Below are 23,699 nucleotides of genomic sequence, written 5' to 3'. Positions count from 1 at the left end.
GCTTTTTTCAGCCCCAACGGAGAGCTGCCATGAATGAATCCCCCGAACGCGACGAACGTCATCAGGCGCGCATGCTGCGCAAAAAAGCCGTCATGGACGAGCGCATTGCCAGCGCACCCAATGAGTGTGGTCTGCTGCTGGTGTTGACCGGCAACGGTAAAGGCAAGAGCAGCTCGGCCTTCGGCATGCTGGCCCGCGCCATGGGCCACGGCATGCAGTGTGGCGTGGTGCAGTTCATCAAGGGACGCAACAGCACCGGCGAAGAACTCTTCTTCCGTCGCTTCCCGGAGCAAGTGCGCTATCACGTGATGGGCGAGGGCTTTACCTGGGAGACGCAGGACCGTCAGCGCGACATCGCCGCTGCCGAGGCTGCGTGGGAAGTGTCCCGTGAAATGCTGCGTGATCCGTCCATCGGGCTGGTCGTGCTGGATGAGTTGAACATTGCGCTCAAACACGGCTATCTCGATCTGGAACAGGTGCTGACTGACCTGCAAGCCCGTCCGCCGATGCAGCACGTACTGGTCACCGGACGCTGTGCAAAACCTGAAATGATTGATCTGGCCGACACCGTGACGGAAATGAATGTGGTTAAACACGCTTTCCAGGCCGGCATCAAAGCCCAGAAAGGCATCGAACTGTGAGTGTTCAAGCATGAGAGAGTCGCGTCATTGCCCGGCGGTGTTGATCGCCGCGCCGGCTTCCGGTCAGGGCAAGACCACCGTTACCGCCGCTTTGGCCCGATTGCACCGCAATCAGGGGCGCAAGGTGCGGGTGTTTAAATGTGGCCCGGATTTCCTCGACCCGATGATTCTGGAGCGTGCCAGCGGTGCGCCGGTGTATCAGGTCGATTTGTGGATGGTGGGCGCGCAGGAAAGTCGACGTCTGCTGTGGGACGCCGCGGGTGAGGCAGACCTGATCCTGATTGAAGGGGTGATGGGGCTGTTTGATGGCACGCCGTCCAGCGCTGACCTGGCGCGTCACTTCGGGGTGCCGGTACTGGGCGTGATTGATGGCACCGCAATGGCTCAAACCTTCGGCGCCCTGGCGTTGGGGCTGGCGCGGTATCAGCCGGACCTGCCCTTTGCCGGTGTATTGGCCAATCGGGTGGGCACGGTGCGTCATGCGCAGTTGCTCGAAGGCAGTTTGACCGAAGGGTTGCGCTGGTATGGCGCGCTGTCCCGGGAAACCGGCATCGAATTGCCCAGTCGTCACTTGGGGCTGGTGCAGGCCAGCGAGTTGAATGACCTGGACGCACGCCTGGATGCGGCCGCCGACGCCCTCGCCAGCACCTGCGAGGTAGCGCTGCCACCCGCTGTTGAGTTCGCGGCGCCCGAGCCGGTAAAGGTCGAGCCATTGTTGGCGGGCGTCCGGATTGCCGTGGCGCGGGATGAAGCGTTCGCTTTTACATACGGCGCGAGCTTGGCTTTACTGCGCGACATGGGCGCTGAGCTGCTGTTCTTTTCGCCGATCCGCGACACGCAGCTTCCTGCGGCGCACAGCCTGTATTTGCCGGGAGGCTACCCGGAGTTGCATCACCTTGAGCTGTCGCGTAACCACGCGATGCTCGACGCGATTCGTGCTCACCACGCTGCAGGCAAGCCGTTACTGGCGGAGTGTGGCGGCATGCTCTACCTGCTCGATGCCTTGACGGATGTCGACGGCCAACGTGCTGAATTGGTGGGCGTGCTGACGGGGGAGGCAACCATGCAAAAGCGTCTCGCGGCACTGGCGTTGCAAGCTGTTGACATGCCCGAAGGCCTGCTGCGCGGTCATACCTATCACCACTCGCTGACCAGCACCGAGCTGCAACCCATTGCCCGCGGCCTAAGCCCTAACGGGGGGCGTGGCGCCGAAGCGGTGTATCGCGAAGGCCGTATGACGGCGTCTTATGTGCACTTTTACTTTCCCTCCAATCCCAAGGCCGTGGCTGCGCTGTTCGCGCCCTGTGCTGTGAAGGTGCCATGAGCGACAACGCATTCAGTTCCCAAGAGCGCGCAGCGGTGTATCGCGCCATCGCCGAGCGCCGCGATATGCGCCATTTCAGTGGGGGAACGGTCGCCCCCGAACTGCTGGCCCGCTTGCTCGAAGCGGCGCACCAAGCCCCCAGCGTGGGTTTGATGCAGCCGTGGCGGTTTATCCGCATCACCAACCGTGAACTGCGCGCCAAGGTTCAGGCGCTGGTGGAAGAGGAGCGTGTACGCACCGCACAAGCGCTGGGCGAGCGTTCTGATGAATTCATGACCCTTAAGGTCGAAGGCATCAACGACTGCGCCGAAGTGCTGGTTGCCGCATTAATGGACGATCGCGAGAAGCATATTTTCGGGCGCCGCACGTTGCCGGAGATGGACATGGCGTCGTTGTCCTGTGCCATTCAAAACCTGTGGCTGGCGGCCCGGGTTGAAGGGTTGGGCATGGGCTGGGTGTCGTTGTTCGAGCCGCAAGCACTGGCGGATCTGCTGGGCCTGCCTGCCGGCGCAAAACCGTTGGCGGTGTTGTGCCTGGGGCCGGTCGCGGCGTTTTATCCGGCGCCTATGCTGGTGCTGGAAGGGTGGGCGCAGGCGCGTCCTCTCAACGAATTGGTGTACGAGAACTATTGGGGGGTGAGCCCATGAGTGTGGCGTTGCTGTGCGTCGCCGGGGTGGCGTTGGACGCATTGCTGGGTGAGCCCAAACGCTGGCATCCGCTAGTTGCGTTCGGCCGTATGGCAGACCGCATCGAACAGCGTTTTAATTCCGGTGGACGTGGCTGGCGCAGTCACGGCGTGACCGCTTGGGTGTTGGCCGTGATCCCGTTGACGATTTTGGCCACGGCGTTGTCATGGCTGCCTTATATCGGTTGGCTGGTGGACATTCTGGCGCTGTATTGCGCGCTGGGCATGCGCAGCCTTGGCGAACACGTGCAACCTGTGGCTGAGGCGTTGCGCAGTCAGGATCTGGATCACGCCCGCACCCGTGTGGGTTATCTGGTCAGCCGCCAGACCAGCGAACTGGACTCGACCGAAGTGGCGCGGGCCGCCACCGAGTCGGTGCTGGAAAACGGCAGCGACGCGGTGTTTGCTGCGATTTTCTGGTTTGTCGTGGCGGGTGCTCCCGGCGTGGTGCTCTATCGTATGAGTAACACCCTCGATGCCATGTGGGGCTATCGCACTGAACGGTTCGAACGTTTTGGCTGGGCTGCTGCGCGCATCGACGATTTGCTTAACTACGTGCCTGCGCGTCTGGTCGCCCTGACCTACGCACTGCTGGGCAAAACTCGGCTCGCCATGCAGTGCTGGCGAACGCAGGCGCCGCACTGGGACAGCCCCAACGCGGGCCCGGTCATGGCGGCCGGTGCTGGCGCGCTGGGGGTCGCACTGGGTGGCCCGGCGATTTACCACGGTGAATTGCACGAGCGCCCGCAGTTGGGTGAAGGCCCGCCCGCCGACGCCGATTCCATCGGGCGCGGCTGGCAATTGGTGCAGCGTGGCGTGTGGCTGTGGCTGCTGATTCTGTGTGTCGGGAGTGAGTTTTATGCTTGAGCACGGTGGACGTTTGCGACAGGCAGCCCTGCAATACGGGATTGCCGAAGCTGACTGGCTGGACCTGTCCAGCGGTCTGGCGCCCTGGCCCTTCACAGTCCCTGTTATTCCCGAGCGGGCCTGGGCGCGCTTGCCCGAAACCGATGACGGTCTTGAACAGGCCGCGTGCAGCTATTACGGCGCCCCTGAAGTCTTGCCTGTGCCGGGTTCGCAATGTGCTATCCAGTTGCTGCCCCGTCTGCGTCGCAGTGGCAAGGTCGGCGTGCTGTCACCGTGTTATGCCGAGCATGCAGAGGCCTGGCGCCGCAACGGGCACATCGTGCGCGAAATCCTGGAGCAGGAAGTCGATTTTTATCTCGACACGCTGGACGTGCTGGTGGTGGTCAACCCCAATAATCCGACGGGCCTGAGCCTGTCACCCGAACGGTTGCTGGACTGGCATGCGCGCCTGGTACAGCGCGGCGGCTGGCTGGTGGTGGACGAAGCGTTCATGGACAACACCCCTGAGTTGAGCCTGGCGCCGCAGAGCCAGCGTACCGGCCTGATTGTGTTGCGTTCGTTCGGCAAGTTTTTCGGGCTGGCGGGGGTGCGTCTTGGCTTTGTGCTGGCGGAACTCAAGCTGCTCAAGTTGCTCGCTGAGCACGTCGGCCCGTGGGCTGTCAGCGGACCGACGCGGGTGCTGGGGCAAGCGTGCCTGCTCGACACCGAGGCGCATGCCCGGCAACGCCAGCGCAGCGAGCAGGCCAGCCAGCGTCTGGTGGCGATGCTCAGTCAGTACGGGTTGCCTGCACAGGGCGGCTGTGCACTGTTTCAGTGGCTGATCACCCCGCACGCTGAGCACCTCTACGACTTCATGGCCCGGCGCGGCATACTCCTGCGCCTGTTTGCCCATAACAGCAGCCTGCGTTTTGGCCTTCCCGCCGAGGAGGCCCATTGGCTGAAGCTGGACCTGGCTTTGCAGGCTTACACCAAGGAAATCCCATGAGCACGTTGATGGTGCAAGGCACCACGTCCGATGCGGGCAAAAGTACATTGGTAACGGCGTTGTGCCGTTGGTTGACCCGTCAAGGCGTGCGTGTGGTGCCTTTCAAGCCGCAGAACATGGCGCTCAACAGTGCGGTGACAGCTGAGGGCGGCGAGATCGGTCGCGCCCAGGCCGTTCAGGCGCAGGCTGCCGGGCTGGCGCCGCACACCGACATGAACCCGGTATTGCTCAAACCCAACAGCGACACCGGCTCGCAAGTGATCATTCACGGGCGTGCCGTGACCAGCATGAACGCGGTGGCTTATCACGATTACAAAACCATCGCGATGCAGGCTGTGCTGGCCTCCCATGCACGTCTGAGTGCGGCCTATCCCTTGGTGATGGTCGAAGGCGCGGGGTCGCCGGCCGAGATCAATTTACGCGCAGGCGACATTGCCAACATGGGCTTTGCCGAAGCGGTGGATTGCCCGGTGATTCTGATTGCCGACATCAATCGCGGCGGCGTTTTCGCCCATTTGGTCGGCACCCTCGAACTGCTGTCGGAAAGCGAACAGGCACGGGTTCAGGGTTTTATCATTAACCGTTTTCGCGGCGATATCGCATTGCTGCAACCGGGGCTCGACTGGCTGGAGCAACGGACGGGCAAGCCGGTGATCGGAGTGCTTCCTTATGTGATGGACCTGCACCTTGAAGCCGAAGACGGCATCGATCAGCGTCAGATCAGTAAAGAGGGGCATGTGCTGAAGGTGGTGGTGCCGGTGCTGCCGCGCATCAGCAACCACACCGATTTTGACCCGCTGCGTTTGCATCCCCAAGTGGATGTGCAGTTTGTCGGGCCGGGCCAGTCGATTCCGGCCGCCGACCTGATCATCCTGCCGGGTTCCAAAAGCGTGCGCAGTGACTTGGACTACCTGCGCGCCAATGGCTGGGACGCGGTCATTGAGCGGCATTTGCGCTATGGCGGCCGGGTGTTGGGGATTTGCGGTGGCTTGCAAATGCTTGGCGAACAGGTACACGACCCGCTGGGCCTCGAAGGCGCGCCGGGTTCCAGCGACGGGCTGGGCCTGTTGGCGTTTAGCACGCAGCTGGAAGCTGAAAAACAACTGCGTAATGTCCGCGGGCAGCTTGCGCTGGAAAACGCCGAGGTCAGTGGTTATGAGATTCACGCCGGGGTAACCAGCGGGCCAGCCCTTGAACAGCCCGCCGTGCGGCTCGAAGACGGCCGATGCGATGGCGCGCTTAGCGCAGACGGGCAAATCATCGGGACTTACGTGCATGGCCTGTTCGAGTCGCCCGCAGCGTGCAGTGCCCTGCTGCGCTGGGCCGGCCTGCGCAACGTCCAGTCTGTGGACTACCACGCGCTGCGTGAGCGCGATATTGAGCGGTTGGCTGATCTGGTGGAAAACCATTTGGACACCGACCGCTTGCGCCAGCTGTGCGGGCTTGAATAACCCGGTGATCGCTGCCGCAGGCTGATTTTTTAGAGGTTCATGAACATGCTGCAACTGATTTTGGGCGGTGCCCGTTCGGGTAAGAGCCGTCTGGCAGAAACGCTGGCAGCCGGCTCGGGGTGCGCGGTGACCTACATCGCCACCAGCCAACCGCTTGACCTGGAGATGAATGACCGTGTTCGTCACCACCGCGAGCGGCGTCCTGCCGATTGGGGGTTGATTGAAGAGCCGTTGGCATTGGCCCGCGTGCTGCGCGAAAGTGCCCGTGCCGATACATGCCTGCTGGTGGACTGCTTGACGTTGTGGTTGACCAACCTGTTGATGCTCGAAGACCCGCAACGCCTGATTGCTGAGCGTGATGCCTTGCTGGCGTGCCTGACAGCGCTGCCGGGAGAGATCATTTTTGTCAGCAATGAAACCGGAATGGGTGTCGTGCCGCTGGGCGAGTTGACGCGCCGTTATGTCGATGAAGCCGGTTGGCTGCATCAAGCTTTGGCCGAGCGCTGTGAGCGGGTTGTGTTGACCGTCGCAGGCTTGCCCCTGACGTTGAAAGGAACTGCCTTATGAACACGCCGTGGTGGCTGCGCCCGTGTAAATCCCTTGACCGTGACGTACAAAAGGCAGCTGCCGAGCGTCAACAGCAATTGACCAAACCTGCTGGTTCACTGGGGCAGCTCGAAACCCTGGCGATTCAACTGGCCGGGCTGCAAGGGCGGGTCAAACCGCGTGTCGATCAGTTATGGATCGCCCTTTTCGCCGGAGATCACGGGGTGGTGGCCGAGGGTGTTTCAGCGTACCCACAAGCCGTGACCGGGCAAATGCTGCACAATTTTGTCAGTGGCGGTGCGGCGATCAGTGTGCTGGCACGGCAATTGGGCGCGCAACTGGACGTGGTTGACCTGGGGACGGTCACGCCGATGCTCGATCTGGCGGGTGTCCGTCATTTGCAATTGGGGGCGGGCACGGCGAACTTCGCCACGGGGCCGGCCATGACGGACGCACAAGGCCTGAAGGCCTTGCAAGCAGGGCGCGACAGCGTGATACGGGCCCGTGAGGAAGGTGGGGAACTGTTTATCGGCGGCGAAATGGGTATTGGCAACACCGCCTCCGCCAGTGCGGTGGCCAGCGCGTTGCTTCAATGCCCGGCATCGTTGTTGACGGGCCCCGGTACAGGGCTGGACGCTGCGGGCGTCAGCCACAAAGCACGGGTAATTGAGCAGGCGTTGGCGTTCCATGCTGGCTGGCTGGACGATCCGCTGCAAACGTTATTCCGTCTCGGTGGTTTTGAAATCGCCGCGCTGGCGGGCGCGTATGTGGCCTGTGCCCAAGAAGGGCTTGTGGCGTTGGTGGATGGCTTTATCTGCACGGTCGCGGCGATGGTTGCCGTGCGTTTGAATCCCGAGTGCCGTCAATGGATGGTCTTCAGCCATCGCGGAGCCGAACAGGGGCATCGTCACGTGCTCGAGAGCCTCGCAGCAGAGCCTCTGCTTGATCTTGGCCTACGGCTGGGCGAAGGCAGCGGGGCGGCACTGGCGGTGCCGTTGCTGCGGCTGGCCTGTGACCTGCACGGGCAAATGGCGACGTTTGCCGAAGCAGCCGTGGCGGATCGCCCGGCATGACTGTGCGCCTGGACCTGTTGCGCCATGGGGAAACCGAACTGGGCGGTGGCCTGCGCGGCAGTCTGGACGATGCGCTGACCGAACTGGGCTGGTCGCAAATGCGCGAGGCGGTTCAGGGACAGGGGCCGTGGGAGCGGATTGTCAGCTCGCCATTACAGCGCTGCCGCCTGTTTGCGCAGGATCTGGCTGCGTCGCTGGACCTGCCGTTGACCCTCGACAAGGATCTTCAGGAGTTGCACTTTGGCGTGTGGGAAGGGCAGAGCGCGGCGGCCTTAATGGAAACCGATGCTGAGGCGTTGGGCTTGTTCTGGTCAGACCCGTATGCCTTTACCCCGCCTGAAGGGGAGCCGGTGCTGGAGTTTGCCGAGCGTGTGATGGCAGCGGTTCTGCGGCTGCAACACCAGTACGCGGGTCAAAAAGTGCTGGTGGTTTGCCACGGTGGTGTGATCAAACGGTTATTGGCTCAAGCTCGCGGCTTGCCCCGCGAACAGTTGCTGAACGTCGCGGTGCCCCACGGCGCCTTGCTGCACGTGCAAGTGAGCGCTGAGGGTGAGTTGCATGAGGTGAGCGCATGAGGGGGCCGTTCTGGATTGCCTTGCAATTTTTGAGCAGTTTGCCGGTGCGGTTGCCCGGTATGCCGTCACCTCGGGAAACCGGCCGTTCGCTCCTGTATTACCCGCTGGTGGGCCTGCTGTTGGGCGCTGTTTTGTGGGGCGTGAACGTGTGCTTGTCAGGCGCGCCGCTCATGTTACATGCCGCCCTGCTGCTAACGGTGTGGGTGCTATTCAGCGGCGGGTTGCACCTGGACGGCCTGGCGGACAGCGCTGATGCGTGGTTGGGCGGGTTTGGTGATCGCCAGCGCACGCTGACCATCATGAAAGACCCACGCAGCGGCCCGATTGCCGTGGTGGTCTTGGGGTTGGTGCTGCTGCTTAAGTTCTCTGCCTTGCTGGCGGTGATCGAGCAGCAACAGTACGTGGCGTTGCTGATTGTGCCGCTGATCGGGCGCAGTGCGTTGCTGGGTGTGTTTTTGACCACACCTTATGTGCGCGCCGGTGGGCTGGGGCAGGCGCTGGCCGATCATTTGCCGCGCTCGACAGGCTGGTGGGTGCTGGGCGTCAGCGCGTTGGTTGGTGTGCTGCTGGGGGGGATGAGTGGCGTGTGGTCGCTGGTCTTGGCCATCATCGGGTTTGCGTGGTTGCGCCGAATGATGATGCGTCGATTGGGCGGCACCACCGGCGATACCGCCGGCGCGCTACTGGAGTTGCTTGAGGTGTGGGTATTGGTCGGTCTGGCCCTGATCGGGTAGCCACCGTTTTGAACGGGAATGAGCCGCCGCGGCAGTCGCGGCGTATTTCGGGCTGGCTCAGGCTTCAACAGCGGCTAAGGTTTTATTCTTGTAACTCTTTTATTGCGGGTATATACATACAAAATGTTACCAACCCAGTGTTTATGCACCAACCTGCGGCGTGCGGCGCGTGGCGTCAGCAGGCATTACGACGGCGCCCTGGATGGCTCGGGGATCAACGTTGCCCAGTATTCACTGCTCTGCAACCTCAAGCGTATGGACCGACCGAGCATTTCCAGCCTTGCCGAAGCGATGGGGCTGGACCGCAGCACGCTGGGCCGCAATTTGCGGGTGCTTGAGGGGATGGGGTTGGTGAAACTCTCTGAAGGCGCTGATCAGCGTAACCGACTGGTGTGCCTGACCGAGGCGGGTAATGAGCGTCTTGCTGCGGCCCTGCCCGCGTGGGAGCGCGCGCAGCAACGCTTGATGGACCGCTTGGGTGAAGCGCGACGCGCCCAACTTTTAGAACTGTTGAACGAATTGGCAGGCACTGACTAAGGGTAAGTCGCGTGTCTTCAAAGGGTTTATACCCGCTCCCGGAGAATAAAAATGACAACGGTGTGGCGTAATAGCGGTTGGGTCTTGCTGGGCAGCGCGCTGATCTTGGCGCTGTCCTTGGGCGTGAGGCATGGCTTCGGCCTGTTTCTGCCGCCGATGAGTGCGCAGTTCGGCTGGGGCCGAGAAGTCTTTGCGTTCGCTATCGCTTTGCAAAATTTGATTTGGGGCTTGGCGCAGCCTTTCACCGGGGCGCTGGCGGACCGGTTTGGCGCGGCCAGGGTCGTGATCGTCGGCGGCGTGCTATACGCGGTGGGTCTGGTCATGATGGGGATGTCCGATTCGCCGCTGTCGCTGTCATTGAGCGCAGGGCTGCTGATCGGGATTGGCCTGTCGGGCACTTCGTTCTCCGTGATCCTCGGTGTCGTAGGGCGTGCCTTGCCGCCTGAAAAGCGCAGCATGGGCATGGGGATCGCCAGCGCAGCAGGTTCCTTCGGGCAGTTCGCCATGCTGCCTGGCACGCTGGGGCTGATCGGCTGGCTCGGTTGGTCAACGGCCTTATTGGTGTTAGGCCTGTTGGTTGCGCTGATCGTGCCGCTGGTGAGCATGCTCAAGGATCGCCCCATGCCCGCACTGGGCGGCGAACAGACCCTCAAACAAGCGTTGCACGAGGCGTGCAGCCACTCGGGGTTCTGGCTTTTGGCCTTTGGTTTTTTCGTCTGCGGTTTTCAGGTGGTCTTTATCGGCATTCATTTGCCGGCCTATCTGGTTGATCAGCATCTGCCTGCGACTGTCGGTACGTCTGTGCTGGCACTGATCGGTCTGTTCAATATCTTTGGCACCTACACGGCAGGTTGGCTGGGCGGGCGGATGTCCAAGCCACGCTTGTTGACCGGTCTCTATTTGGCGCGGGCGGTGGTCATCGTGCTGTTCTTGTGGGCGCCGGTTACGCAGTTCAGTGCTTACTTGTTCGGTATGGCCATGGGGTTTTTGTGGCTGTCGACGGTGCCCCTGACCAACGGTACGGTAGCGACACTGTTTGGTGTGCGTAACCTGTCGATGCTGGGCGGCATCGTTTTTCTGTTCCACCAGTTGGGGGCATTTTTGGGTGGCTGGCTCGGCGGTGTGGTCTATGATCAAACCGGGAGTTATGACTTGATCTGGCAGGTTTCGATTGTTTTGAGCCTGTTGGCGGCGGCCCTTAATTTACCGGTGCGCGAGCGGCCCGTTGCGCGTTTGCAATTGCAGGAGCGTGGGGTGTGAGTTCAACCTGGATCTGGCTGGGTGGCTTGGGTGTGGGGTCGGCCCTTATCGCTCTGGCATGGTGGGGCTGGCATCAAGGTGGACTGGCGTTGCTGCAACTGGGCATGGCTACTTGCTAGTTCATGGGCCGGGCGCGTAAGTTCAGGGCCTGTATTTTTTAAAAGGACACCAATGATGCTCAAGCGCTGGATTGCGATGCCCGTACTGTTGTTGGCGTGTGCAGGACCTGTTTGGGCGGCACAATGCCCGCCGCTGCTCGAAGGTTCGTTGCCCAAGTTGCGATCAAAAGAGTCCATCGACTTGTGCCAACGCTTTGCCGGAAAGCCGCTGGTCATTGTCAATACCGCAAGTTTCTGCGGGTTCGCGCCCCAATTCAAAGGGCTTGAAGCGTTGAATCAACGCTATAAGGATCAGGGGCTTGAGCTGATTGGCGTGCCCTCGGATGACTTCAAGCAAGAGGCCAAGGATGGGGAAGAGACTGCCAAGGTGTGTTACGTGAACTACGGCGTGACGTTCACCATGACCAATCCGCAGAAAGTTCGTGGGGCAGATGCAACGCACCTCTTCAAAGTGCTGGCTGAGCAAAGCAACGCGCCGAAGTGGAACTTCTATAAATACGTGGTGGACCGTCAGGGCAATGTGATTGCCAACTTTTCCAGCCTGACTGAGCCCGACAGTCCGGAGCTGATCGAGGCGATCGAAAAGGCCATTGCTTCAAAACCCTGATTAACGGCCAATAAAAATCCCCGCGCTCGTCACCGAGGCGGGGATTTTTTAATTCAGCAGATGAACCGTGAGGCTCGTCGCGAATTAGAACTTGTAGGTTGCGCCCACTGCGAAGCCGTTCGCGCTGTTTTCATATTTGGCTTCGTAGAAGCTGCCAATCTGTGGCTTGGAGTCGTGAACTTTAACGGACTCTTCCTTCAGGTAGGAGTAGGCCACGTCAATGGTCAAGTCATCAGTGACGGCATAACCGGCACCCAGGCTGAAGATTGTCCGGTCACCCGTAGGAATACGTGGGGAACGGTTGGTGTTGTTGGTTGGCGACTGATCCCAGGTCAGGCCTGTACGCACAACCCATTGCTTGTTGAGCTGATACGACGTACCGATAGCGTAAGCCCAGGTGTCGTGCCAGTTCTGCTCTTCGGTGATGGTGCCGAACAACTGAGGTGCTGCAGCGCCACCGGCAGCAGCGGTGACACCTTTGTTTTCAACAGTGATGTCTTTGAGGCGGCTCCAGCGTGTCCAGGTGGTACCTGCGTACACTCGCCAGGCATCCGAAAGCTCTTGAGTCACCGACAGGTCCCAGGATTCAGGGGTGTCAATTTTCAACGAGGCGTCATAGCGATTGCTTTTCAGGCGCGCTGCGGTGAAAGGATCGGCACTCGCGGTGACATTGGTGTGGCCGTCGAGTTTGTATTTCACCTTGGAGTGGTACGTCAGACCTACGCGAGTCGTGTCAGTCGCCTGGATCAGGATACCGGCGTTGAAGCCCAGTGCCGTGTCATCACCCTTGATCTTGACGTTGTTGTCGCCTGCCCGAGCTTGCGGGATAGGGGTCAAACGGATTTCGGACTCAAGCGTACCGGCAATGCGGTTGATAGTCGGACCAAAACCAATCGAAACGCGGTCGTTGAAGGCATAGCTGATGGTCGGTTGCAGCGTGACAACCTTCACTTCACTTTTGCTGCCAAAACCGCGGCCCTGGAAGCTGCTTTCGTAATCGGTGACCAGACCGAACGGTGCGTACAGGCCAAAACCAACAGACCACTGATCGTTGAGTTTATTGGTGTAGAAGCCCATCGGGACGCCAGTGAAGGGAACCATGTCGCCTTTATTGGTGCCGGCAATGCTGCCACGGGCATCTTTGATATCGGTCGAAGCATCAATAACTGCGAAACCGCCGGTCACTTGCTGACCTTGCAGGCGGGACATACCGGCAGGGTTACCAAATACGGTACTGGCATCGTCGGCAGAAGATGAACGACCTGCGAAACCGGTCCCCATACCGCTGACGCTTTGTTCGTTGAGGGCGAAGCCGCTGGCGAAAATCTGGCTGGAAGCCAAAGTGACGGCGAGGCTAAGTGTGGTCTTGAGCATTACTTTTTTCATTATTAGAACTCCTTTTGATCACCGGGTGGAAAGCTACCAACATTTTTGTTGAAGCGCTATAGGCCAAATCGCAGGAGATAGCGTTGTTTTGTAGGACAATCCTACCGGTTTTAGGTCTTTTTCTGGTTGTTGAGGTGGTTGAAAATCTCAAGCCACCTGGTTGAGAGGTGTAACGCAGATGCGCCAAGCATGAGCGAAGTCACGTAAACGTCCTTGTGGCTCAAAGACTTGGCGCCAAACTTTGGCCATGCCCACTACATCGTTGGTTTTAGGGATGATGGCTTTTTGCTCTTCAATCAACATCCATGCGATTGCCGTGGCGTAACGCAAATTTACAGTTAGCTCGAGGTGAGGACTGCATAAAAAAGCGTGTTGACTGGCGAGCCCTCTTACAAGGCTTGCCAGATCCGGGTCATGTGCGAGGTAGTCATCCCACAGCGCGGCGTGTCGAGGTTCACGAATACTGTAAAGACCATGCCCGCGTCGGTCGTGGAGTGCGGAGCCCAAGTTGGACTGACTTGCAGCAATGCCCAGCAACAACGCCTCTGCATCAGGATTGTTCATGCCTAAATAAAGAAGCGTTGGCCGGATCACGTAAAGTCTCAACTCCCTGGCAGCAATACCCATGGCAACCTCGAAGCCTGAAATTGGCCGGCTACACCCAGGCGCTTGGCAGCGATGAGTCGGTAGGGTTCGCCGGAAGCGGAATGAACCGCTTGAGTTGAAGTGTAGTGTCATATCTTTGCTGTAACGGACTGTTTTTAAAACATTTGCAGCATCTAGGCTGTAGCTATATACCCGCAAGTAATTAAATAATGCGGCATATTTCTTAAATTCAAGACAACAAAAAGCCCCACTATTGGAGCAGGGCTTGTTGTATAGACGCTGGGCGCGTTGTCAGGCGATCAATGCCTGACGGGTCCGGTCAATCACAGCTTGCAGGGGTTCTGCGCTGGAATATTGATCCGGGTACAGGCGTTCGCTGTGACGTGCGATGCCGTGTTCGTTGACCAGTGTGAAGCTAAAGCAGCCTTTGCGAGCGGCCATAATCAGGCAGTTCATAGGAGCGAAGGCGTTGGTTAGGGTGCGAATGGCATCCTGAGTATGGATTTGAGTAGACATAGTTATTAGGTGTTCCTGCAAATGACACGGATATGATCCGTGCAACGTTAAAACGTTCCAGTGACGTCGAGCCATCTTTGGCGTGACGAAGAACCTGACTGGAACAAAGCCGCCAGTTGGAGCGCATTTAAGTATGTGGCGCTTGGGCTGGCAGGTAGGTACTTAGGAGGGCAGGCAATCACAACAAGAGCTAAGGTTCCGTGCTCGGGGTGAAGATCCTGATCAATTGGCAGGTTGGTTCTGTCAGAGTAAAAGCGCTTGGCGATACCCTTTGTGTTTGTTCAAAGGCCGTATCGTCGCAAGATTTACCTGGAAACCATCGAGGGGGTCGATCCCGTGTGTATCAGCGTGGCTTCTCTTTAGGGAAGGTGGCTGGGGGATTTGTTCGGCCCGAATTGACTTTCAGCTTGGTACTAACGCTGCGGATACTAACGGCTTGAAAAAATAAACGCAACTGTGCTAGCCAAAATACTTTCTGTACCTGCTGAAGTGCGGCCGTGAGCCGTTAGTCGGTTTTTGTCAAAATGCCACTCGATAGGGCAGGGGTACAAGGGTTAGCGCACGCCTTTGAATGACGAACCCAGTGGGGTCGCAGTCCTACAGATTTCAGTACGTTTTGAGTCCATTCCTGCTGCTGAGTGTGAACTTGTGCACATTTGCAGTGCGTCATATAAACGCACTGCAGGCAGGAAGCCACGCAGGCGCTTAGCCTGTTTCGCAAATTTAAGTCAATGAAAAACATCGTTTTTTTTAATTGGTGAAAAAATCGTCAGTTTGACCCCGACCCCCGCCCTGTGGGGGTTTGACGGGGGCAAAAGGGGGTTGTCCACTGACTTATCCACAGGATCTGTGGATTGTCCCACTCCGTTGCTCTAGCTCGGGGTTGTAGACCTTTTTCGACTTTACCCAAACGAAAAAAGGAGTAGAGTGGCGCGCCTTCTGTTCTGCCCCACAGTGTTCTATGAAGTTTCGCACAAACTCTTCCTCTGTTACTCCCTCCGGATCACCTGCCGAGGCACCAAGGCGGTTTTCTTTGCGTGTAGCCATCTGGCTGTTGGACAACCCGCGGCTGGGGACTAATCCGAGCATCAAGCATGTGGCCGGTCATCTGCTCAAGCAACCTGCCCGCCAGGGTGTGGTGCTGGCGCAAAGTCGTCTCGGGCAACTGATGTGCCGCGATTGTGGCAGCAAGCGGGACCAACGCATTGGTCATGCCTTGTTACGTAATGCTGCGCGCGCAGGCGATGAGGCAGCCCAGCAAGAACTCAACAAGATCGAAGACTGAGCTGTCTTCGACTCTGCAGCTTGGTTAACCTTGCTCTTTTACCTTGTGCGGAGGGGTTATGGCCCTGGACTTGAACAGCATTCTGCTGGGCCTGGTGGTAGCAGGTGTGCCGTTGTTGGCTTTTATCTGGCAGTTGCAGCGTCGGGTCAGCGGGCATAACGCAGAACTGGCCCTGCTGGAAGAGCGCTTGAATATGGCGCAGTTGGCACAGGAAGGTCTCAATGCACAACTCGATGCTGGCCGTGACGAGATCAGTGATCTGGGACAGGCCAACGCCGCCAAGCAGGCAGAGCTGGCGGCCCTGAGCCGCGAAGTCGAGTTGTTGCAGGTCGAGCGCGACAACGCCCGGGATGCTGCCCATGGCTGGAGCCTGGAGCGGGCTCAGAAAGAAACTGAATTGCGCAGGCTTGATGCCCAGTGCGCCGCACAAGCGGCAGAGTTACGCGAGCAGCAAGAAAACCACCAACAACGACTCAACGACCTGCAAGGTTCTCGTGATGAGCTACGGGCGCAGTTTGCAGAGTTGGCCGGCAAAATATTCGATGAGCGCGAGCAGCGGTTTGCGCAGACCAGCAATGAGCGACTGGGGCAGTTGCTGGACCCGCTTAAAGAACGCATTCAGTCGTTCGAAAAGCGCGTCGAGGAAAGCTATCAGCAGGAAGCCCGCGAGCGTTTCTCTCTTGGCAAAGAACTTGAGCGACTTCAGCAACTCAACCTGCGCTTGAGTGAGGAGGCCACTAACCTCACGCGGGCGCTTAAGGGGCAGAAAACCCAAGGCAACTGGGGTGAGTTGATTCTGGAACGGGTACTGGAACATGCCGGGCTGGAGAAGGGGCGTGAATATCAGACCCAGGTCAGCCTCAAGGGCCCGGATGGCGAACGCTTCCAGCCGGACGTGCTGATCATGTTGCCGGGCGACAAGCAGGTAGTGGTCGATTCCAAGGTCAGTTTGACTGCCTATCAGCAGTTTGTTGCAGCGGATGATCAGGTGATCGGGCAGGCGGCACTCAAGCAGCATGTGTTGTCGTTGCGTAATCACGTCAAGGGCCTGGCTGGCAAGGACTATAAGCGTCTGGAAGGCTTGCACAGCCTGGACTTCGTTTTGTTGTTCGTGCCCATTGAGGCGGCCTTTTCAGCTGCATTGCAGGCCGAGCCCAATCTGTTTCAGGAAGCGTTCGACCGCAACATTGTGATTGTCAGCCCCACAACCTTGTTAGCTACGTTGCGGGTGATCGACAGTTTGTGGAAGCAAGAGCGTCAAAGCCAAAACGCGCGCGAAATTGCTGAGCGTGCCGGGTGGCTGTACGACAAGTTCGTGCTCTTTATTCAAGACCTGGATGAGGTTGGCAATCGCTTGCAGCAATTGGACAAAGCCTATGCTGCCGCGCGCAACAAGTTGACGGACGGGCGCGGTAACTTGGTGAGCCGCAGCGAGCAGCTTAAGTTGTTGGGTGCGCGAGCCAGTAAAAGCTTGCCGCCGGATCTGCTGGAGCGCGCCATGACCGACGTGGACGGTGTGGCGCACCCCGCAGAGTGACGTGCAGCGGACTGAGTGAATGGCGGCCAGGCGCTGTTAAAGCGGGACGTGGCGGCTAACCAGTGCCCGCAGTACGGCGGGCTTCACCGGTTTGGCAAGATATTCCAGACCCGCCGCATGCACCTGTGCAATCATCTCCGGGCGTCCGTCTGCACTGATGACCACGCCCGGCACCGGCTCGCCCAGTTCAGCCCGTAGCCAACGCATCAGCTCGGTGCCGACTTCGCCGTTATCCAGGTGGTAATCCACCAATACCAGTTGCGGGCGTACCCCTTCATTGAGCAGGGCCGCACATTCTTCGCGATTGCGCGCCGTCCAGACGCGGCATCCCCAGCGGGTCAACAGGCTTTGCATACCGATCAGAATGCTGTCTTCGTTATCGATACACAGCACTTGCGCGCCAGTTACGGGTTGACCATTTTGCTCTGCGACGACCGGTTGTGGGGCAACCTGACTCTGTGCCAAAGGCACGCTGACGCTGAATACGCTGCCTTTACCAGGCCATGAGCGAACTTGCAGGGTGTGTCCCAGCACGCGGCACAAACCGTCAGCAATCGCCAGCCCTAGCCCCAAGCCCTTTTCAGCGCGGGTCTGATGGCTGTCCAAGCGTTTGAATTCCTCAAAAATGACCTGCAACTTGTCCTCTGGAATGCCTGGGCCGCGGTCCCACACTTCGAGGCACAACGCGTTGCCACGACGGCGCACCCCTAGAAGAACCGGTCCTTTGGCATAGCGAAATGCGTTGGTCAGGAAGTTCTGCAAGATCCGGCGCAGCAGTTTGATATCACTGCTCACCCGCAATCGACTGCCGCGGACACGGAAGGTCAGCCCTTGCTCTTGGGCCTGTGCCTTGAACTCATTGCCCAGCGTGTCAAACAGCTCATTCAGGGCAAACGGCTTGATGTCAGGCGTGAATTTTCCGTTTTCGAGCCGGGAAATATCCAGCAAGTCGCTGATCAGGTCTTCGGCAGAACGTAACGAGCTGTCCAGATGTTGCACCAGCTTTTGTGCCTCCGGGCTAAGTCCTTCCTCCTGGTGGGAAAGGGCGGAGGAGAACAACCGAGCTGCATTCATGGGCTGCATCAAGTCATGGCTGACAGCAGCCAGAAAACGGGTTTTCGATTGGTTGGCGGCTTCTGCGACGCCCTTGGCTTCGATCAGAGCCTTGTTCAGCTCGGACAGTTCGCGGGTGCGCTCGGCCACCCGTTGCTCCAGGCCTTCGTTGGCCTCTGTCAGTGCCTGCTCTGCTTCGCGGAAGGCAGTAATGTCGGTAAAACTCATGACAAACCCGCCGCCCGGCATCGGATTGCCGATCAGCTCAATCACGCGCCCATTGGGGAACAGCCGTTCCGAGGTGTGGGCGCGCCCCTGACGCATCCAGTGCAGGCGACGGGCCACATGCACCTCGGCTTCGCCGGGACCGCACAGGCCACGCTCGGCATTGTGGCGGATGATGTCGGCAATCGGCCGGCCAACGCTGATCAAGCCATCAGGGTAGTCGAACAGCTCAAGATATCGGCGGTTCCAGGCCACGAGCCGCAAGGACTGGTCGACCACGCTGATGCCTTGGGTGATGTTCTCAATCGCGCCTTGCAGGAGGGCGCGGTTGAACTGCAACACTTCTGACGCTTCGTCGGCAATGCGTACGACGTCTTCGAGCTGCATTTCCCGGCCTTCGATGGCAGCTTTCACCACTGCCCGGGTCGAGGACGCACCGAGCACGCCTGCCAGCAAGCGCTCTGTGTGGGCGATCCATTCGCCATCGGCATTCTGGTTCGGGTTGAAGCCTTTGCCCTGACGGTAAGCGAAACGGATAAAGCTCTGGCGCGCGCGTTCTTCGCCGACAAAACGTGCGGCCAGCGTTAACAGGTCATTGATCTGTACAGCCAGCATGGAGCGGCCATTGGGGTGGCTGATTTCCTGGCCGATGAATCGTCCTGCTTGCCAGTGTTCCGAGACACGGGTGCGCGACAGCACCGAGACCCACGCAAAGACGGTGAAGTTGCCGGCCAATGACAGCACGACGCCTTGTGTCAGAGGTGTAATAGGCAACCCCAGCGGGTTGCCATGCAGCCAGGCCAAACCCGGGAAGTGGCTCAAGTGCCAGCCAAGGCTGTGAGCTATCAGGGGCAACACCAGTGTGTAAAACCAGATAAAGGTACCCGTGGCCAAACCGGCGAAAACGCCGCGACGGTTGGCTTGTTTCCAGTACAGCGCACCGATCATGGCGGGTGCCAATTGCGTCACGGCGGCGAAAGAAATCTGCCCAATGGTGGCCAGGCTGGCTGTTGAGCCCAGCAGGCGATAGCTGACGTAAGCCAGCAGCAAGATGACCACAATCGATACGCGGCGCACCGACAGCATCCAGTAGCGGAACACTTCAAAGGGGCGCTCGGCGTTTTTGTGCCGTAACAACCAAGGCAACAGCATGTCGTTGGAGACCATGGTCGACAGGGCTACGCTGGCCACAATCACCATGCCGGTGGCCGCAGATGCGCCACCGATAAAGGCCAGCAAAGCCAGTGCCGGGTGGGCTTGCGCCAGTGGCAGGCTGATCACGAAGGAGTCTGGCAGGACTGAGCTGGGCAACATCATTTGCCCGGCCAGCGCGATCGGGACGACAAACAGTGCAGCCAGGATCAAATAGGCCGGGAACACCCATTTCGCCAGCCGTAAATCCTGTGGCTCGATGTTTTCGACCACGGTCACGTGGAATTGGCGAGGTAAACAAATGATGGCCATCATGGCCACGCCGGTTTGCACCACCATCGAGGGCCAATTGACGGTCTCTTTCCAGTATTGCTCCAGGCGCGGTGCGAGCATCGCCTGATTGAACAAGTCGTCAAAGCCGTCATACAGGCCGAAGGTTACGAACGCACCCACAGCGAGAAACGCGAACAGCTTGACCAGCGACTCGAAAGCAATTGCCAGCACCATGCCGCGGTGGTGCTCGGTGGAGTCAAGGTTGCGGGTGCCGAAGACGATGGTAAACAGCGCCAGTACCAGAGACACAATCAGGGCTGTGTCTTGCGCGCGAGTGCCGGTTGCATCGGCACCTGCACCGATCAACAGGTTCACGCCGAGTACGATGCCTTTAAGTTGCAAGGCGATATAAGGCAATACGCCCACCAGACAGATCAGCGCCACGACAATTGCCAGCGACTGGGATTTGCCGTACCGCGCGGCGATGAAGTCGGCAATGGAGGTGATGTTCTCCTGTTTGCTGATCATCACCATTTTTTGCAGCACCCAGGGTGCAAACACCAACAACAGCACCGGGCCCAAGTAAATGGGCAAAAAGGACCACAGCTGCTCGGCGGCCTGGCCAACAGCGCCAAAGAATGTCCAGCTGGTGCAGTACACCGCCAGCGACAAGCTATAGACCCATGCGCGAACCCGTGGCGGCAGCGGGGTGCTGCGCCGGTCACCATAAAAGGCAATGGCGAACATGACGGCCATATAGGCCAGGGCAACGGCGGCGATCAGCCCGCTGGACAACGACATGGTGACTCCTGGAGGTATAAGGCTGCAGCAATCCGGCTGCTGCTGGCTAGTTTCGCATGATGTTTGGGCGCCGTCAGTGTCGACGATGGTCGCAACGCGGCCAACCGTCGCAGTGCTTGAAATCGGTTAAAACAGTCCTTATCTGTAAAGTCGATAACAGTTAGAGAAATTACCCGTTATATAGATATTTGATTCAGTTCTACTCTTGTATTACCTCGCACGAGGATCAGGAGGAACCCATGACTTGCCTTAACATGACCAAAACCACTTTAAGACCCTTAAGCACACTGCAACACCCGCGTGAGGTGATCCGTCAGTTCACCCCTAACTGGTTTGCAGCCACCATGGGGACCGGGGTGCTGGCGCTGGCGCTGGCTTCGTTGCCCGTAGACATTCCGGGCGTGTACGCCCTCGCGGAAGGGTTGTGGCTGTTCAATATTGGCTTGTTCATTTTATTCAGCGTGCTCTATGGCGCTCGTTGGGTGCTGTATTTCGATGAGGCGCGGCGGATTTTTGGCCACTCTACCGTCTCGATGTTTTTTGGCACCATTCCCATGGGATTGGCGACCATCATCAATGGTTTTCTACTGTTCGGTGTCGCCCGCTGGGGCAGTGGCATGGTGCAAGTGGCCGAGGTGTTATGGTGGCTGGACGTGGCCATGTCGCTGGCGTTTGGCGTGCTGATTCCTTACATGATGTTCACCCGTCAGGAGCACAGTATTGACCAGATGACTGCTGTCTGGTTGTTGCCGGTAGTGGCGGCTGAAGTGGCGGCTGCCAGTGGTGGCCAGTTGGCTCCGCACCTGACGGATTCGCTGGCGCAGTTCCATGTGCTAATCACCAGCTACGTGCTGTGGGCATTTTCGGTGCCGCTGGCGTTCAGCATCCTGACCATCCTGATGCTGCGCATGGCGTTGCATAAATTGCCTCACGAAAGCATGGCGGCGTCGAGTTGGCTGGCATTGGGGCCGATTGGTACTGGAGCGCTTGGCTTGTTGCTACTGGGGGCGAATTCGCCCGCGATCTTTGCGGCCAATGGTTTTGCCGGTATCGGTGAAGTGGCCAACGGAATGGGCCTGATTGCAGGGGTTGCGCTGTGGGGCTTCGGGTTGTGGTGGATTGTGATGGCGATACTGATTACCCATCGCTACTACCGCTCAGGCATTCCGTTCAATCTGGGGTGGTGGGGGTTCACGTTCCCGCTGGGTGTGTATTCGCTGGCCACCTTGCGCCTGGGCAGTGTGCTGCACCTGACTTTCTTCGATATTGCGGGCTGTGCGCTGGTGGCTTTGCTGGTGATGATGTGGCTGATCGTGGGGCGTAAAACCTTGATCGGCGCTTACCGGGGCGAGTTGTTTGTTTCGCCTTGCATCGCGGGCTTGAACAAGTAGGAGCTTGCCTCAGGTTTTGTACGAATGCGCCTAGATGGGTGGCATCAGCTACATAACCTGAGGCAAGGTTGTGCCTCGGGTGTTACAAGAGCACTCCAATGAGAAAGCCTCTGGCGCAACTTGAGAACATGGATGATGAGTCACCCCTCGCAGTTCAGCTTGCTAAGGAAGCGACGCTTCCTGCCCTTCTTTGTGACCCAGTCGCTGGGCGCCCTCAACGACAACCTGTTCAAACAATCGTTGATTCTGGCCATCCTTTATAAGCTCGCCATTGAGGGGGACCGGGGGATTTGGGTCAATCTGTGTGCGCTGCTGTTTATCGTTCCCTTCTTTTTGTTTTCTGCCCTGGCGGGTCAGTTTGGCGAGAAGTTCGACAAGGATCGACTGATCCGTCTGATCAAACTTGGCGAAATCGCGATCATGCTTGTCGGTGCCGCAGGATTTGCATTCGATCATTTGGCACTGATGCTGGTCGCCCTGTTTGCGATGGGTACCCATTCGGCGTTGTTCGGCCCGGTCAAGTACTCAATCCTGCCGCAAACATTGCATGAGGATGAGTTGGTCGGGGGCAACGGTCTGGTAGAAATGGGGACTTTCCTGTCGATTCTGGCCGGGACCATCGGTGCGGGGATCATGCTGTCGTCGAGCAATTACGCCGTGGTGGTGTCGGTGGTGATCGTCTGCGTGGCGGCGCTCGGGTATCTGGCCAGCCGGGCCATCCCGAGCGCACCGGCCGATACACCTGATTTACGCCTGAACTGGAACATTTTCAGCGAGTCCTGGGCCACGTTGAAAATGGGTCTGAACCAGACGCCTGCAGTGTCGCGTTCTGTCGTGGGCAATTCGTGGTTCTGGTTTGTCGGTGCGATTTACCTGACACAAATTCCGGCCTACGCCAAAGAATGGCTGTATGGCGATGAAACCGTGGTGACGTTGATCCTGACGGTGTTCTCGGTGGGGATCGCGTTGGGGTCGATGCTGTGCGAAAAACTGTCGGGGCGCAAAGTTGAAATCGGTCTGGTGCCATTCGGTTCTTTTGGCCTGACGGTGTTTGGCCTGTTGCTGTGGTGGCATTCCGGGCAGATGCCGTCACCCCTTCAGCCGAATGACTGGCTGGACGTATTGGGCTTCAGTCAAGCGTGGTGGGTGCTGTTCGATATTCTTGGTCTGGGCGTGTTTGGGGGTTTTTACATCGTTCCGTTGTATGCATTGATCCAGTCTCGTACTGCGGAAAACGAGCGTGCGCGGGTGATTGCTGCCAACAACATCCTGAATGCGCTCTTTATGGTGGTCTCAGCCATCGTCACCATCCTGTTGCTCAGCGTAGCGAAACTGACGATTCCTGAACTGTTCCTTGTGGTCTCGCTGCTGAACATCGCGGTCAATACTTACATCTTCAAGATTGTTCCCGAATTCAGCATGCGCTTCATGATCTGGCTGCTGAGCCACTCCATGTACCGGGTGCAGCATAAAAACCTGCAAGCAATCCCCGACGAGGGCGCGGCATTGCTGGTGTGCAATCACGTGTCGTTTGTGGATGCGTTGCTGATAGGTGGAGCAGTGCGTCGGCCGATTCGATTTGTGATGTATTACAAAATCTACAATTTACCGGTGCTCAACTTTATCTTCCGTACCGCAGGGACGATTCCTATTGCCGGGCGCGCAGAAGATGAAGCGATCTACGAGCGGGCTTTCAAGAAAATTGCCGAATACCTGAACGACGGCGAGCTGGTGTGTATTTTTCCGGAGGGCAAGCTCACCACGGATGGCCAGATCAACGAATTCAAGGCAGGCGTCACACGGATTCTGGAACAAACGCCGGTGCCGGTGATTCCGATGGCGTTGCAAGGGTTATGGGGCAGCTTCTTCAGTCGCGATCCGAATAAAGGGTTTTTGCGCAGGCTGTGGTCGCGGGTGACGCTGGTAGCAGGCGAGCCAATAGCGGCAAGTGAGGCTACGCAAAAAGTGCTGCGTGAGCGGGTGACCGCGCTAAGGGGGCAGAGCCTCTAGACCTTTTTTGGCGGGTTTTGCTCGCCAGTGTGAACGGGGACGGAGGCCTGAGGGCTGCCC

The 23,699-nt window shown here is 58.7% G+C and carries 22 protein-coding genes; 18 read left to right on the top strand and 4 right to left on the bottom strand.

Features of this window, described 5'->3' with window-relative positions; all coding sequences use genetic code 11:
- Nucleotides 1-29 precede the first annotated feature (29 nt).
- The 14 genes from cobO to HBN61_RS18350 all read left to right on the top strand — a co-directional run bounded on the left by cobO (nucleotide 30) and on the right by HBN61_RS18350 (nucleotide 11,404).
- A complete protein-coding gene (gene cobO / locus HBN61_RS18410; protein WP_170047526.1) occupies nucleotides 30-641 on the top strand; it encodes a cob(I)yrinic acid a,c-diamide adenosyltransferase in 612 nt (203 codons plus the stop codon).
- A 10-nt stretch (nucleotides 642-651) separates the two neighbouring features.
- Complete coding sequence (locus HBN61_RS18405) at nucleotides 652-1,965, top strand: cobyrinic acid a,c-diamide synthase CobB (RefSeq protein WP_170047524.1); 1,314 nt, start codon at nucleotides 652-654, stop codon at nucleotides 1,963-1,965.
- Entirely contained in the window at nucleotides 1,962-2,612 is a 651-nt protein-coding gene (gene bluB / locus HBN61_RS18400) for a 5,6-dimethylbenzimidazole synthase (RefSeq protein WP_170047522.1), read from the top strand. The genes HBN61_RS18405 and bluB overlap by 4 nt, the downstream gene beginning before the upstream one ends.
- Nucleotides 2,609-3,517, top strand: a complete 909-nt coding sequence (gene cbiB / locus HBN61_RS18395) for an adenosylcobinamide-phosphate synthase CbiB (protein WP_170047521.1) — start codon at nucleotides 2,609-2,611, stop codon at nucleotides 3,515-3,517. The genes bluB and cbiB overlap by 4 nt, the downstream gene beginning before the upstream one ends.
- Nucleotides 3,510-4,502: a threonine-phosphate decarboxylase CobD gene (cobD, locus tag HBN61_RS18390; RefSeq protein ID WP_170047519.1), complete on the top strand. Its 993-nt coding sequence runs from the start codon at nucleotides 3,510-3,512 to the stop codon at nucleotides 4,500-4,502. Before cbiB ends, cobD begins: the two co-directional genes overlap by 8 nt.
- Complete coding sequence (locus tag HBN61_RS18385) at nucleotides 4,499-5,953, top strand: cobyric acid synthase (RefSeq protein ID WP_170047517.1); 1,455 nt, start codon at nucleotides 4,499-4,501, stop codon at nucleotides 5,951-5,953. The genes cobD and HBN61_RS18385 overlap by 4 nt, the downstream gene beginning before the upstream one ends.
- Nucleotides 5,954-5,998: 45 nt before the next feature.
- Entirely contained in the window at nucleotides 5,999-6,520 is a 522-nt protein-coding gene (gene cobU, locus HBN61_RS18380) for a bifunctional adenosylcobinamide kinase/adenosylcobinamide-phosphate guanylyltransferase (protein ID WP_094994749.1), read from the top strand.
- Nucleotides 6,517-7,572, top strand: coding sequence for a nicotinate-nucleotide--dimethylbenzimidazole phosphoribosyltransferase (gene cobT, locus HBN61_RS18375; protein ID WP_170047515.1), 1,056 nt, complete (start codon nucleotides 6,517-6,519; stop codon nucleotides 7,570-7,572). Before cobU ends, cobT begins: the two co-directional genes overlap by 4 nt.
- A complete protein-coding gene (gene cobC / locus HBN61_RS18370) occupies nucleotides 7,569-8,147 on the top strand; it encodes an alpha-ribazole phosphatase family protein (protein ID WP_170047513.1) in 579 nt (192 codons plus the stop codon). Before cobT ends, cobC begins: the two co-directional genes overlap by 4 nt.
- A complete protein-coding gene (locus tag HBN61_RS18365; RefSeq protein WP_170047511.1) occupies nucleotides 8,144-8,881 on the top strand; it encodes an adenosylcobinamide-GDP ribazoletransferase in 738 nt (245 codons plus the stop codon). Before cobC ends, HBN61_RS18365 begins: the two co-directional genes overlap by 4 nt.
- Nucleotides 8,882-9,004: 123 nt before the next feature.
- Nucleotides 9,005-9,418 carry a MarR family winged helix-turn-helix transcriptional regulator gene (locus tag HBN61_RS18360; protein WP_170047509.1) on the top strand — a complete coding sequence of 138 codons (414 nt, stop codon included), beginning with the start codon at nucleotides 9,005-9,007 and terminating at the stop codon, nucleotides 9,416-9,418.
- Between the two features lie 51 nt (nucleotides 9,419-9,469).
- Complete coding sequence (locus HBN61_RS18355; protein WP_178088604.1) at nucleotides 9,470-10,678, top strand: MFS transporter; 1,209 nt, start codon at nucleotides 9,470-9,472, stop codon at nucleotides 10,676-10,678.
- Complete coding sequence (locus HBN61_RS22715) at nucleotides 10,675-10,797, top strand: hypothetical protein (RefSeq protein ID WP_262498805.1); 123 nt, start codon at nucleotides 10,675-10,677, stop codon at nucleotides 10,795-10,797. The genes HBN61_RS18355 and HBN61_RS22715 overlap by 4 nt, the downstream gene beginning before the upstream one ends.
- 55 nt (nucleotides 10,798-10,852) lie before the next feature.
- Nucleotides 10,853-11,404, top strand: coding sequence for a glutathione peroxidase (locus HBN61_RS18350; protein ID WP_170047508.1), 552 nt, complete (start codon nucleotides 10,853-10,855; stop codon nucleotides 11,402-11,404).
- 84 nt (nucleotides 11,405-11,488) lie between these two features.
- On the opposite strand, the gene HBN61_RS18345 is transcribed toward HBN61_RS18350, so the two are convergent.
- From HBN61_RS18345 to HBN61_RS18335, 3 genes are all read right to left on the bottom strand, one after another.
- Nucleotides 11,489-12,790 carry an OmpP1/FadL family transporter gene (locus HBN61_RS18345; protein ID WP_170047506.1) on the bottom strand — a complete coding sequence of 434 codons (1,302 nt, stop codon included), beginning with the start codon at nucleotides 12,788-12,790 and terminating at the stop codon, nucleotides 11,489-11,491.
- Between the two features lie 147 nt (nucleotides 12,791-12,937).
- On the bottom strand, nucleotides 12,938-13,417 hold the full coding sequence (locus HBN61_RS18340) for a hypothetical protein (RefSeq protein ID WP_170047504.1): 480 nt from the start codon (nucleotides 13,415-13,417) through the stop codon (nucleotides 12,938-12,940).
- A 270-nt stretch (nucleotides 13,418-13,687) separates the two neighbouring features.
- Nucleotides 13,688-13,912 (bottom strand): hypothetical protein, encoded by a 225-nt coding sequence (locus HBN61_RS18335; protein ID WP_034156218.1) that lies wholly within the window; start codon nucleotides 13,910-13,912, stop codon nucleotides 13,688-13,690.
- 961 nt (nucleotides 13,913-14,873) lie between these two features.
- Here HBN61_RS18335 and HBN61_RS18330 point away from each other — a divergent pair.
- Together HBN61_RS18330 and HBN61_RS18325 are read left to right on the top strand one after the other, a co-directional pair.
- On the top strand, nucleotides 14,874-15,197 hold the full coding sequence (locus HBN61_RS18330; RefSeq protein WP_094995289.1) for an SEL1-like repeat protein: 324 nt from the start codon (nucleotides 14,874-14,876) through the stop codon (nucleotides 15,195-15,197).
- A gap of 172 nt (nucleotides 15,198-15,369) precedes the next feature.
- Nucleotides 15,370-16,734 (top strand): DNA recombination protein RmuC, encoded by a 1,365-nt coding sequence (locus tag HBN61_RS18325; protein WP_169965571.1) that lies wholly within the window; start codon nucleotides 15,370-15,372, stop codon nucleotides 16,732-16,734.
- Nucleotides 16,735-16,770: 36 nt separating this feature from the next.
- Here the strand turns inward: HBN61_RS18325 and HBN61_RS18320 are convergent, their stop codons facing one another.
- Nucleotides 16,771-20,238, bottom strand: a complete 3,468-nt coding sequence (locus tag HBN61_RS18320) for a hybrid sensor histidine kinase/response regulator (protein WP_094995291.1) — start codon at nucleotides 20,236-20,238, stop codon at nucleotides 16,771-16,773.
- 239 nt (nucleotides 20,239-20,477) lie between these two features.
- Here HBN61_RS18320 and HBN61_RS18315 point away from each other — a divergent pair, with 239 nt between their 5' ends.
- Together HBN61_RS18315 and HBN61_RS18310 are read left to right on the top strand one after the other, a co-directional pair.
- Nucleotides 20,478-21,629, top strand: a complete 1,152-nt coding sequence (locus HBN61_RS18315) for a TDT family transporter (RefSeq protein WP_170047502.1) — start codon at nucleotides 20,478-20,480, stop codon at nucleotides 21,627-21,629.
- A 135-nt stretch (nucleotides 21,630-21,764) separates the two neighbouring features.
- Nucleotides 21,765-23,639: an MFS transporter gene (locus tag HBN61_RS18310; RefSeq protein ID WP_094995295.1), complete on the top strand. Its 1,875-nt coding sequence runs from the start codon at nucleotides 21,765-21,767 to the stop codon at nucleotides 23,637-23,639.
- The last annotated feature ends 60 nt before the right edge of the window (nucleotides 23,640-23,699 follow it).

Origin of the sequence: Pseudomonas sp. WS 5071 (assembly GCF_012985765.1) — a bacterium.
Lineage (GTDB): Bacteria > Pseudomonadota > Gammaproteobacteria > Pseudomonadales > Pseudomonadaceae > Aquipseudomonas > Aquipseudomonas lundensis_A.
Note: the sequence above shows the minus strand (reverse complement) of the source record. Positions and strands in the feature narration are given on the sequence as shown.